This window comes from Burkholderia lata (assembly GCF_902499025.1).
GTDB classification, from domain to species: domain Bacteria; phylum Pseudomonadota; class Gammaproteobacteria; order Burkholderiales; family Burkholderiaceae; genus Burkholderia; species Burkholderia lata_C.
The window spans coordinates 206618-217841 of sequence record NZ_CABVPW010000011.1 but is presented as its reverse complement, the minus strand read 5'-3'; the positions used below and the strand labels follow the sequence as shown (position 1 = coordinate 217841).

General features: G+C 70.1%; 12 protein-coding genes. 3 read left to right on the top strand and 9 right to left on the bottom strand.

What is annotated here, in order from left to right; genetic code table 11:
• Window positions 1-864: ABC transporter substrate-binding protein (locus BDI24065_RS13855; RefSeq protein ID WP_254609750.1), on the top strand; the 864-nt coding region annotated here is incomplete at its 5' end.
• 23 nt (window positions 865-887) lie between these two features.
• Here BDI24065_RS13855 and BDI24065_RS13850 read toward each other — a convergent pair.
• A complete protein-coding gene (locus tag BDI24065_RS13850) occupies window positions 888-1262 on the bottom strand; it encodes a phage protein NinX family protein (RefSeq protein ID WP_175031746.1) in 375 nt (124 codons plus the stop codon).
• A gap of 334 nt (window positions 1263-1596) precedes the next feature.
• Between BDI24065_RS13850 and BDI24065_RS13845 the strand changes: the two genes are divergently transcribed.
• On the top strand, window positions 1597-2676 hold the full coding sequence (locus tag BDI24065_RS13845) for a glycosyltransferase family 2 protein (RefSeq protein ID WP_175031745.1): 1080 nt from the start codon (window positions 1597-1599) through the stop codon (window positions 2674-2676).
• A gap of 15 nt (window positions 2677-2691) precedes the next feature.
• A complete protein-coding gene (locus tag BDI24065_RS13840) occupies window positions 2692-3954 on the top strand; it encodes a glycosyltransferase family 87 protein (RefSeq protein ID WP_175031744.1) in 1263 nt (420 codons plus the stop codon).
• Here BDI24065_RS13840 and BDI24065_RS13835 read toward each other — a convergent pair.
• The 8 genes from BDI24065_RS13835 to BDI24065_RS13800 are packed head-to-tail and all read right to left on the bottom strand — an operon-like array spanning window position 3918 to window position 11224.
• On the bottom strand, window positions 3918-4958 hold the full coding sequence (locus BDI24065_RS13835; RefSeq protein WP_175031743.1) for a TadG family pilus assembly protein: 1041 nt from the start codon (window positions 4956-4958) through the stop codon (window positions 3918-3920). The two genes, BDI24065_RS13840 and BDI24065_RS13835, sit on opposite strands and share 37 nt — an antisense overlap.
• Window positions 4951-5379 carry a TadE/TadG family type IV pilus assembly protein gene (locus tag BDI24065_RS13830; RefSeq protein ID WP_175031742.1) on the bottom strand — a complete coding sequence of 143 codons (429 nt, stop codon included), beginning with the start codon at window positions 5377-5379 and terminating at the stop codon, window positions 4951-4953. The genes BDI24065_RS13835 and BDI24065_RS13830 overlap by 8 nt, the downstream gene beginning before the upstream one ends.
• Complete coding sequence (locus tag BDI24065_RS13825; protein WP_175031741.1) at window positions 5376-6254, bottom strand: tetratricopeptide repeat protein; 879 nt, start codon at window positions 6252-6254, stop codon at window positions 5376-5378. The genes BDI24065_RS13830 and BDI24065_RS13825 overlap by 4 nt, the downstream gene beginning before the upstream one ends.
• Window positions 6251-7195 (bottom strand): type II secretion system F family protein, encoded by a 945-nt coding sequence (locus BDI24065_RS13820; RefSeq protein WP_175031740.1) that lies wholly within the window; start codon window positions 7193-7195, stop codon window positions 6251-6253. Before BDI24065_RS13820 ends, BDI24065_RS13825 begins: the two co-directional genes overlap by 4 nt.
• Entirely contained in the window at window positions 7192-8169 is a 978-nt protein-coding gene (locus BDI24065_RS13815; protein WP_175031739.1) for a type II secretion system F family protein, read from the bottom strand. Before BDI24065_RS13815 ends, BDI24065_RS13820 begins: the two co-directional genes overlap by 4 nt.
• Entirely contained in the window at window positions 8166-9602 is a 1437-nt protein-coding gene (locus BDI24065_RS13810; protein ID WP_175031738.1) for a CpaF family protein, read from the bottom strand. Before BDI24065_RS13810 ends, BDI24065_RS13815 begins: the two co-directional genes overlap by 4 nt.
• Complete coding sequence (locus BDI24065_RS13805; protein WP_175031737.1) at window positions 9599-10822, bottom strand: AAA family ATPase; 1224 nt, start codon at window positions 10820-10822, stop codon at window positions 9599-9601. The genes BDI24065_RS13810 and BDI24065_RS13805 overlap by 4 nt, the downstream gene beginning before the upstream one ends.
• Window positions 10823-10843: 21 nt before the next feature.
• A complete protein-coding gene (locus tag BDI24065_RS13800; protein WP_175031736.1) occupies window positions 10844-11224 on the bottom strand; it encodes a CpaD family pilus assembly lipoprotein in 381 nt (126 codons plus the stop codon).

Here is an 11224-nt window from a genome sequence, read left to right as displayed (position 1 = left end):
GTCACGCTCGTGCTCGGCGACCAGGCCGGCGGCCTGCGCGCGCTCGCCGAAGCCGCGCGCGTGCTCGACGGCACGCGTTACCGGTTCCGCTGGGCCAACTTCCAGGGTGCCGCGCCGCTGTTCGAGGCACAGCGCGCGGGGGCGATCGATCTCGCGCCGGCCGGCGACCTGCCCGTGCTGACGGCCGCGCTCGGCGACCCGTCGTTGCGGATCGTCGCGACGCGCGTCGGCTCGCCGGCGTCGCTCGGCATCGTCGTGCAGCCCGAATCGCCGGTCCGCACCGTCGCCGACCTGAAGGGGCAGACCGTCGTCGTGTCGTCCGCGCGCGGCAGCATCTCGCAGTACCAGTTGTACGGCGCGCTGCGCGAACACGGCCTCGCGCCACGCGACGTCGACGTGCGCTTCGTATTGCCCGTCGATGCGTTCGCCGCGTTCGAGGCAAAGCGGATCGGCATCTGGGCGACGTTCGACCCGTACTACGGGCATGCGGTACGGCGCGGCGCACGCGTCGTCCGCGACGGCAGCGGCATCAATTCCGGGCTGGCCTTCCTCACGTCGCCGGTCGAAACGCTCGACGATCGCGCCAAGCGCGCGGCACTCGCGGACGTGCTGGCGCGGCTCGCCGGCGCGGGCCAATGGGCGCTTGCGCATCCGGCCGACTATGCGAGCGTCTATGCGTCGCTCACGCGCCTGCCACCCGACGCGGCCACCGACATCGCGCGCCGGGCCGCGCTCGCGCAGCGCAGCCTCAGCGGCGCCGACATCGACGTGCTGCAGCGTGTCGCCGACCGCGCGGCGGCCGACGCGATCCTGCCGCGACGGGTCGATGTCGCATCGATCGCGATCCGGAACGTGTCGGCCTGAACGATGCCGCAGCGTGGCTGCGTTCAGCGTGGCCGCGCCATGTCGAGATCCGGCACGTCGTCGCCGAACGTCGACGCGACGAGCGTGCGCATCGCGGCAACCAGCAGCGTCGGCCCGGACTGGCTGAACGTGCAGCGCTCGCCCGCGGCCGGCACGGCCCGGTGCAGCACGGCCCGCCACGCACCGCGCCCGCCGTCGCGCTCGAATGCGGCGAACGGCACACGCTCGACGATCGGGCCACCGTCGGCCCATGACGACGACGGTGCGAACGGCGTCGGCGCCCCGCCCGCCGCGCGAACCGACGTACATCCGGCTGCATCGGCACGCGGGGCGTCGTGGCCTTCCGCGACCGCGACCCAATAATCCAGCCGCGCACCTGTCAGATCCTGGACTTGCATGACTGTCTCCGTGACCATCGTCGTCAAGTCGACATGCTAACCGTTGCACTCGCGTCCGTTGCGGCCTCCGAGGGCGCCACGGCGCCCAGCCAGCGCACCGGCCATATGGCTGAAGCGTGACGCCCTGCATCCTCTGCACGGGGCGGCCAGCCACCGGAACCCGCCGCGTCACGCAACCTCGACGTGCCCGTCTACGCATCCGCCGCACCGGCATCGATTCGTGTTACGAATCCCCGATTCCTGCCTACAATGATCAGACGCCAGTCGTCCGGCCTGCAACGGACGGCAACCGGATCCATACGGTGCAGCACAGGCCGGATCTCTCGGGGGACGTATGTCCGCGCATACCAGAAAGCCACTGGTCTCGCTCGTCGTGCCGTTCCACGACGAGGACGAAGCAATCGACGCGTTCTTTGCAACAACGCTGCCCATTCTCGAATCGGTCGAGTCGGTCCGTTTCGAGATCGTCTGCATCAACGACGGCAGCCGCGACGATACGCTCGGCAGGCTGATCGACGTCGCGGCCGGCGACGCGCGCGTGCGCATCGTCGATCTCACCCGACGCTTCGGCAAGGAAGCCGCGCTCACCGCCGGCATCGACGAAGCCGCCGGCACCGCGGTGATCCTGATCGATGCCGACCTGCAGGATCCACCCGCGCTGATCCCCGCGATGATCGAACGCTGGCTCGCCGGCGCCGAGGTCGTTGCCGCGAAGCGCACCGATCGCCGGTGCGACCCGCTGATGCAACGCGTGGCCGCCTCGCTCTACTACCGCGTGCACAACCGGCTCTCCGAAGTCGAGATGCCCGAAAACGTCGGCGATTTCCGGCTGATGGATCGCCAGGTCGTCGACGCGCTGCGCGCGCTACCCGAGCGGCGGCGCTTCATGAAAGGCCTGTTCGCGTGGGTCGGCTATCGCACCGAGATCATCGAATACACGCGTGCGCCGCGCAGCGGCGGCCGCTCCAAATTCTCCGGATGGCGGCGCTGGAACTTCGCGCTCGAAGGCATCACGAGCTTCAGCACCGTGCCGCTGCGCGTGTGGACCTACATCGGTCTCGCGTTCGCCGCGCTATCGTTCGTCTACGGCACGTTCATCGTCATGCGCACGCTGCTGTTCGGCAACCCCGTGCACGGCTACGCATCGCTGATCTCCGTGATGCTGTTCGTCGGCGGCATCCAGCTGATCGGCATCGGCGTGATCGGCGAATACCTCGGCCGCATCTATCACGAGTCGAAGCAGCGCCCGGTCTATCTCGTGCGGTGGCGCTATCACGCGCAGCGGGACGCCGCCGCACCTCCCGCGTCGAAACTGCTGCAGTTCCCGCTCAAGCGCACGCACGTGGCCCGCCGCCGGACGGCGCTGCCCTCGGCTGCCGGCCACGGTGCTGCGCGGAAAGCGTCCGTCAAGTAACCGCGCACCCGACGCATGGATCTCATCCGGCAATCGATACGATCGGCGGACCATCCCGTCCGTGCCTGGCTGACACCCCGGCGCGTCGTTGCGTACAGTGCGGTCGCGCTCGCGTGCTACGCGCTGTTCGTCGCGATCTGGGTAGCCGTCGTCCGTCACGCGCCCGCCACCGCGCTGTCGCGCCCGGGCCCCGATTACGCCGTGTTCTGGACGGCGTCGCACGTGATGCTGCACGGCTCGCCGTGGCAAGCGTACGACTTGCCGACCTTCTCGCGGCTGGCAGCGGAACTGTTTCCGCAGTTCCGGCGCGAAGACCTCGTCGCGTGGCTGTACCCGCCCACCAACCTGCTGCTCGTGACGCCGCTGGCGTTGCTGCCGTATGCAGTCGGCTATCCGCTGTTCGTCGCGTTCGGCGTCGTCGTGTTCGGATTCGCCGCGTCCCGCGTATCGGGCCTCGGCGCGATCCCCGGCGCCTCGCGCATCGTCGGGTTCGCGCTGGTCGCCGCCCCGTGCGTGTTCGTCACGGGGATGTTCGGGCAGAACGCGTTCCTGACCGCGTCGTGCGCGGCGCTGGCCGTCTACTGGGCGGATCGCCGGCCCATGTGGGCGGGCCTCTGCATCGGCCTGCTGTCGGCCAAGCCGCAGATGGCGTTGCTGTTCCCGTTCGTGCTGGTCGCCACGCGCGCATGGCGCACCATCGCGTGGGCCGCGCTGGCCACCACCGCATTCGCCGCGTCGAGCGTCCTGATCTGCGGCGTCGAGTCGCTACGCCTGTTCGTCGCCGGCACGGCGCTCGCGCGGTCACTCCTCCTCGAGCAAGGTGTCGTGTTCTGGCTCGCGTCGCCGGCGCCGTTCGCCGCGTTCCGCCTCGCCGGCCTGCCGCCGGGCGTCGCGTATGCCGCGCAAGCGTGCATCGCGGCACTGGCGATCGCGGTCGCGTGCCTCGTGTGGACGCGCTCGCGCGACATCCGCTTGCGCGCGGCGGTGCTGGCGGTCGCGACGCTCGCGGCGAACCCGTACGTGTGGCACTACGAGCTCGCCTGGCTCGGCATCGCGATCGCGTGCATGCTGGCGATCGGCTGGCAGGTCGGCTGGCTGCGCGGCGAGCAGACCGCGATCGCGCTCATGTGGCTGCTGCCGGCGGTCGAATACCTGAACCCGTGGCTGCACTGGCCGCAGATCGGCCCGGCCGTGACGCTGTTCGCGCTCCTCGTGCTGCTGCGCCGCGCCGGCCCCGGGGCTCAAAACGCGAGCCGCGGCGGCACGTATATGCCGTAGTACGGCCCGACGCCGGTCGCGACGCCCGTCATCTTCACGCCGGCGACGAAGTGGCCCTGGACGTACTTGTAGGTGCCGCCGAGCGACACGTCGATATGGAACGGCGCGAACGCGACGATCGGCACGGTGGTGCTGGTCGAGGTCTGCGTGACGACCGGCAGCACCACCGTCGTGCCGACCGGCACCGACGTATAGAGCGTCGCCTTCACGCCGGTCGCGAGATTGATGCTGTCGCCGATGTTGAGCGTCGTCGGATTGCCGGTCACCATCAGGCCGCCCATCGTCGTCGTGTCGGTCGCGGTCGACTGGAACGACGTCCACTGCCCGCCCATGCACAGCAGGCCGTAGACCTGGCCGTTCGTGATCGAGAATTCAAACGGCTGGCCCGTCAGCGGATTGATCAGCGGCTGGTTGGTCGCCGCGTTCCAGTACAGGTTGTACACGCACTGGTCGATCGCGATCGGAAACAGCCCGCCTGCCCCGACCCCGCCCGGCGCCGCCAGCACCGCCACGGCGGTCGCGCTATCGGATGCGCCGGGAATCCCCAGCAGCCCGCCGAGCAGCAGTGGAATCGAGCCGCCGTTCACACCGGGTGCGCGCGACACGGTGACCTGCACCGCCGGCACGTCGTACTGGCCGGGCGTGATGGTCGTCGGCTGCATGGATGCAGGGGTGCGCGTGACGTTCCAGTATCCGGCGGTCACCGTGCCGGTCGACAGCGCCGCACCGGCCGCCGAATTCTGCGCGATCACGCCATTCGCCGCCGGCGCGGCCTGCGACCAGTTCACCGCGCCGCCGCTCGGCGACATCATCGCATCGGCCCCCGCGAGCGCGGCCGCGTCGGCCGCGTTCTGCAACTGGTTGTTCACCGTGACCACCCACGCGATGTCGATCGCCAGCGCGCCGAACGACAGCAGCGGAATCAGGAACAGCAGGAAGAACAGCGCGACCGAACCGCGCTGCCGCACGGGGCCGTCGGGTTGCGTGGCGGTCACGTCATTCATAGAGCATCACCGACGTCGCCGAGACCGTCACCGGGCCGGTGAGCGCGCTGAACGCGGAACCCAGCACGAGCCCCGAATACGTGTAGGTCACGGTCACCGTCAGCGCGGTACCCGACGTCGTGCCGTTCGCCTGCGTCACGGTCACCGCCGGTGTCGTCGCGGCACCGCCGGTGATCAGGCTGTTCTGCATCGCGTTCTGCGCAATGCCGGCGATCTGCGTCGTGGTCAGCATCGGCACGCGCAGCATGACGCCGGCGCGCGCCGCCTCGCGGCTCGCGTTCGTGATGACGGCCTTGTCGCACAGGAGCAGGCTCGTATCGATGATGCCGATCAGCACCATCAGCAGGAACGGCAACATCAGCACGAATTCGAGGGACACGACGCCGCGCGCGTGGCGGGCGCCCGTCGCCCCGCGTGTCATTTTGCGGCCCCCGCACCCGGTGGTACGACGCCCGGCTCCAGCGCGGCGCCGGACAACGGCGGCGCGCTACCAGCCCCCCCGGCAACCCCGGCGCCCCCGCGTGACGCGAGCCGCGCGCGCACCGCCTGGTAGAAGCGCAGGTTGTCGGCCACCGCCGACGCGGGCATATCCGCGGACAGCAGCTTCTTCGCCGAATCGGTGTTGCCGAGCACGCCGTACGCGAACGCGAGATTCTGGCGCGCCTGCCACGGCGCGGACGGCAGCCCGGCGACGTCGAGCAGCACGTTCACGCCTTCCCGCGGCCGGTTGCTCAGCACGAGCGACAACCCGAGGTCGACGCGCAGCCCCTGCGCGTCCGGATGCGCGCGCAGCGCGTCGCGATACACGACCTGCGCATCCGCATGACGCCCCTGCAGGTCGAGCACGGTGCCGAGCCCTTCCGCCGCGAGCGGATGGTTCGGCTCTGCGGCCAGCAGATCGCGATAGCGCTGCGCGGCTTCGTCCAGGCGCCGCTGCCGCAACGCGACGCGCGCCAGCCCGAGCCGCGGGCCGAGCTCTGCCGGTGCCTGCCGCTGCGCTTCGTCGTACAGGATCCGCGCGCGCTCCAGGTCGCCGGCGCGGTAGTTCACGTCGCCGAGCCCCAGGCGCGCCGCAAGCGAATCGGGATGCTTCGCGAGCACCTTCTCGTACAGCGTCGACGCGAGATCGACGTTGCCGCCGGCGAGCGCGCTGTCGGCGATGCGCAACTCGGCCTGCGGGTCGTCGCTCTTGTGCGACAGCACCGGCCGCGTCTGGATGCCCGGCGCGCCGCAGCCGCCGGCCAGCACCGGCAGCACGGCCGCGAGCGCGAGCGTGCGTACGACGGATCGTGTCATCTGAATACCTCGAGCAGGCGAATCGCCGCCGGGCCCGCCGCGATCAGGCAGACCGTCGGCAGGATGAACAGCATCATCGGCAGCGTGATCTTCGGCGCAAGCTTCGCGGCCCGTTCCTCGAGCGCGACGATCTGCTCGGTGCGCTCGGTGCGCGACAGCGTGCGCAGCGCCTGCGTGATCGGCGTGCCGAACCGCTGCGACTGCGTCAGCGTTGTCGCGAGCGAGCGCGCCGACGTGAAATCGACGCGCGTCGCGAAATGCGCGAGCGTCGCGGACACGTCGCCGCTCAGCGTCAGCTCGTCCGCGCACACGGTCAGCTCGTCGGCGAGCGGCGGGCAGATGCGCGCCAGTTCGTGCGCGACGCGCCGGATGCCCGACGCGAGGCTGTTGCCGGCCATCGTGCAGATCACCAGCAGGTCGAGCGCATCGGGAAAGCACGCGGCGATGACGCGCCGCCGCCGCCGGATCATCGCGCCGAGCACGTATTCCGGCACGATCACGCCGATCACGAATGCGGCGATCATCGCCAGCGCGCGGATCACGAAGTATTCGCCGAAGCGCGGAATCAGCGGGCTGAACACGATCGCGCCGCACGCGAACAACACGCCGCAGCTCAGCTTGATCCCGATCATCACCGACACCGCGCGGCGTTCGCGAAAGCCCGCGCGCGTCAGCTGCAAGCCGAGTTTCACGCGCTGCATCGGGTCGAGCACCGGCAGCCGTTCGCCGAGCTGCGCGAGCCGTCGCGTGAGACCCAGGCGGACGCCGCCCGGCTGCAGCCACCCCGCCACCGGTGCCGGCGGATGCTGCCCGGCGGCCAGCCGCACGCGCGCGGCGATCCGCTGGCGGGTACTGCCGCCGGGTGTGGCGAGCGCCACCGCGACACAGCCGAGCAACAACAGCAACTCGAAGGCACGGGCGGCCAGTATCGACATCGTCATCGCGCGGTATCCAGTTTCGAGATCTTGCGGATCACCAGCAGGCCGACCGTCAGCAACCCGGCGGCGAGCGTCAGCATCGTGTGCCCCGGGTGCGTCGTGAACAGCAGCATCACGTAGTCGCGGTTCACGAGGAACAGCGCGCCGATCATCACGAACGGCACCGCCGAAATGATGTTCGTCGTGATGCGCCCTTCGGCGGTCAGCGCGCGGGTCTTCAGGCGGATGTCGCGGCGCGTGCGGATGATGCTCGACAGCTCGTCGAGCGTTTCGCCGAGGCTGCCGCCGGTCTCGCGCTGCAGCAGCAGGTAGACCGTGAAGAACGAGAAGTCCGCGATCATCAGCCGATCCGCCGCCTGCGTCAGCACGTCCTTGAGATCCGCGCCGACACGCAGGCTGTCGCCCATCGAGCGAAACGTCGCGCGTACCGGCTCGGCCGCGCTGTCGCCGACCATGCTGATCGCCTGCGTGACCGGAATGCCCGCGCGCACGGCCCGTACGATCACGTCGATCGCGTCCGGGAACGCTTCGAGAAAACGAATCCGGAAGCGCTCCACCAGCGCGCGGTAGCTGGCGCGCATCGCGACCAGCGGCAGCCCGGCGTAGATCAGCGGACGCAGGAAGCCCGGTGGCCCGATCAGCTTCACCGCGACGATCGCCGAGATCGCGCCGGCGATCGTGCTCGCGATGACGATCCTCACGCCGCCCTTGCCGCCGACCGCGCGCACGCGCGTCACGCGGCGCTGCAGCCACGCGCGCAGGCGGCCTTGCCGGCGCTCGAGGTTGAACAGCGCGACACCGGGCGTGGCGGACGCGTGCCCGTCGTGCCCGGCGAGCGACGGCGACAGCCGGCGCATCCGGGCGCGGATGCGCTGGGCCGGCGTGTGGCTCGCGCGATCGAACCACGACGACAGCGCGAGCCCGATCGCGAGGATCATCACGAACGCGCCCGCCGCGAACAGGTCGGCGGCCCTCATTGCCGGAACACCTCGGCGAGCGCATCCTCGACGCCGTAATACGCGGCGCGCGCCGCGAATCCCGGCCGCAATGGCGACGCGTCGAACACGCCCTTCACCGCGTCGCGCGTCGTATCGCCTTCCTGACGGAACATGAACAGGTCCTGCGTGATGACCACCTCGCCTTCCATCCCGACGATCTCGGTGATCCGCGTGACGCGCCGCACGCCGTCGCGCATTCGCTCGATCTGCACGAACAGGTGCACGGCGCTCGCGATCTGGCGCCGGATCGACAGCAGTTGCAGGTTCGCGTTCGCCATCATGACCATGCTCTCGAGCCGGCTGATCGCGTCGCGCGGCGAATTCGCGTGAATCGTCGTCATCGAGCCGTCGTGCCCCGTGTTCATCGCCTGCAGCACGTCGAACGCCTCGGGGCCGCGAATCTCGCCGAGGATGATGCGGTCGGGCCGCATGCGCAGTGCGTTGCGCACGAGATCGCGCTGCGAGATCCCGCCGAGCCCTTCGGTATTCTCCGGTCTCGTCTCGAGGCTCACGACGTGCGGCTGCAGCAACTGCAGCTCGGCCGCATCCTCGATCGTCACGATCCGTTCGTGCTGCTCGATGTGCTGCGACAGCGCGTTGAGCAGTGTCGTCTTGCCCGAGCCGGTGCCGCCCGAGATCACGATGTTCAGCCGGCACGCGCACGCCACCTTCAGTACCTGCAGCATCGGATGCGAGATGTTGCCCTGCTGCGCCATCCGCGCGAGCGTGATGTCGCGCTTCGCGAACTTGCGAATCGAGATCGACGGGCCGCGCATCGCGATCGGCGGCAGCACGACGTTCACGCGACTGCCGTCGGCGAGCCGCGCATCGACCATCGGGCTGCTCTCGTCGACGCGACGCCCCACCGCCGCCGCGATCCGCTGCGCAACGCTCGCCACGTGCGCATCGTCGCGGAACTTCAGCGACGTGAGTTCGAGCCGGCCCGCGCGCTCGACGTAGACCTGGTCGGGCCCGTTGACGAGGATGTCGGTGACCGTGTCGTCGGCGAGCAGCGGCTCGATCGGCCCGACGCCGAACATGTCGTTCAGGATCGCATCGACGATCAGCACCTGCTCGCCGGCGGTGATCTTCAGGCGCTCGCGCTCGACCGTATGCGCGGCCACCTGCTCGATGCCCGTGCGCACTTCGTCACGCGTCTTCATCAGCGCCGCCGACATGTTCATCGACGCAAACACCGCACTGCGGATCGCGTCGAACTTGCTCGACCGGATCAGCGCTTCGTGGGTATCGGCGGCCACCGGTGTGCGGGTCGGGGTCGGGGTCGGGGTCGGGGTCGGCGCAGACGCGGGCGAAGGCGCGTCCACCGGTGCCGGGTCAGGCTCGCTCGCCACGGCGGGCGTCGCGGCCTGCACCGGGGCCGCCGGCGGGCGGTTGCGGGTACCGAAACTCACGATCCCTTCCTCCACTTGACGAGCCGCGCGTACCACGGCTCGGCGACGACCATCGGCTCGCCGGTGATGCCGTTCGCGAGCTGCCGGATCTGGTCCACGAAGCCGTTCCGCTTCGCGCCTTCGATCGGCTCGCCGAGGTTCTCGGCAACGGCGAGCGTCTGCGGCTCGTGCGGCAGCTCGTGCAGCTTCGCGCCACCGAACGCGTCCTCGAAATCGACCGGCTCGACACGGCCCGCGACCGGCGCGAGCGGATTGTTCAGCACCATCGACAGCAGCCGCTCGCCGGGCAGCTCCCGCACGAAACGCACGAGCCGCGCAGCTTCGTACGCGGCGTGCACCGAGCGGTCGACCACGACATGGACGAGATCGGACGCCGCGAGCGCGTCCTCGAGCAGCCTGCCGGCGCCGCTCCCGACGTCGAACAGCACGTAGTGGAAGCGGTCCTTCAGCATGTCGACCAGGCGCGCGACGGCCTCGTCGCCCACCGGCGCGTCGGCGCCATAAGCCAGCTCGGCGGACAGCACGTGCAACCGGTCGCCCTTCGTCACGAACATGCGCTCGAACAACGCGTCGTCGGGACGCTGCCCCATGTTCAGCAATTCGATCAGCCCGTTGTTGCTGGACAGCCCGAACATCGAGTTCGCGCCGCCGCCATGCAGGTTCAGGTCGACGTAGGCCACGCGGCGGCGCTTCTCGCTCGCGAGGAAGCGCGCGAGGCTCACCGTGATCGTGGTCGCACCGACGCCGCCGCGCGCGCCGACGAAGCTGACGACCTTGCCGGTGCGCGCCTGGACGACCGATTCCGTCGCGGTCAGCGCACGCCGCATCAACTCGACGGTCAGCGGCTTGACGATGTAGTCCTGCACGCCGATGCCGAGCAGGTTGCGAAACAACCCGACGTCGTTCTGCGTACCGATCGCGATGACCCGCACCGACGGATCGCACACGTCGGCGAGCCGCATCAGGTCCGACACCGGCAGCACCGAATCCGACACGTCGATGACGAGCTGGCGTGGCGAACGCTCGTACTGCTGCAGCAGCCGGATCGCATCGTCGCAGGTGCCCGCCTGCAGGTGGGTGCGCGTGATCGACAGCTCCTGCGTGACGCGGCGTATCACGTCCTCGCTGCCCGAATCGGCGACGACCGCGACGAGATCGGCCGCGCCCGCGGTCACGGCGCGCCGGGCGTTCTGACGGTCGAGGAGGTTCATGGGCGGCATCGTGATGGCATCCGGGTCCGGTCAGTGGCTGGGCGAGCCGGTCGTCAGCGTCTTGCCTGGCGTCGGCTGCTTCACGCGATCCTCGACGTAGCGGCGCACCGCGTCGGCCGCGGTCTGCGCATCCGCGCCGCCGTACGGCACGGGCGCGACGAGATCCTCCGGCCGCGCGAGCATCGCCGCGAGGTTCGAGTAGGTCGCGCAGCCGAACGGCATGCCGGGCCGCGCAAAACCCGCGTCGACGAGATGCGACGGCTGCATCAGCTTCGCGCAATCGGGCGGCACCGCATGCGCGCCGTCGAAGCCGATCGACCGCGCATCGGGCAGGTTGACCGGCGGCGGCGCCGACAGGCAGCCCGCGAGCACCAGCGGCAGCAGGACGGCAACGGTCGATCGGGTTCGCAT

Bases quoted from the DNA above. Each gene is read 5' to 3' on its own strand.
- BDI24065_RS13850 (WP_175031746.1), bottom strand. From the start codon at position 1,262: ATGCAAGTCCAGGATCTGACAGGTGCGCGGCTGGATTATTGGGTCGCG.
- BDI24065_RS13840 (WP_175031744.1), top strand. From the start codon at position 2,692: ATGGATCTCATCCGGCAATCGATACGATCGGCGGACCATCCCGTCCGT.
- BDI24065_RS13800 (WP_175031736.1), bottom strand. From the start codon at position 11,224: ATGCGAACCCGATCGACCGTTGCCGTCCTGCTGCCGCTGGTGCTCGCG.
- BDI24065_RS13815 (WP_175031739.1), bottom strand. From the start codon at position 8,169: ATGAGGGCCGCCGACCTGTTCGCGGCGGGCGCGTTCGTGATGATCCTC.
- BDI24065_RS13805 (WP_175031737.1), bottom strand. From the start codon at position 10,822: ATGCCGCCCATGAACCTCCTCGACCGTCAGAACGCCCGGCGCGCCGTG.
- BDI24065_RS13830 (WP_175031742.1), bottom strand. From the start codon at position 5,379: ATGACACGCGGGGCGACGGGCGCCCGCCACGCGCGCGGCGTCGTGTCC.
- BDI24065_RS13845 (WP_175031745.1), top strand. From the start codon at position 1,597: ATGTCCGCGCATACCAGAAAGCCACTGGTCTCGCTCGTCGTGCCGTTC.
- BDI24065_RS13835 (WP_175031743.1), bottom strand. From the start codon at position 4,958: ATGAATGACGTGACCGCCACGCAACCCGACGGCCCCGTGCGGCAGCGC.
- BDI24065_RS13825 (WP_175031741.1), bottom strand. From the start codon at position 6,254: ATGACACGATCCGTCGTACGCACGCTCGCGCTCGCGGCCGTGCTGCCG.
- BDI24065_RS13820 (WP_175031740.1), bottom strand. From the start codon at position 7,195: ATGACGATGTCGATACTGGCCGCCCGTGCCTTCGAGTTGCTGTTGTTG.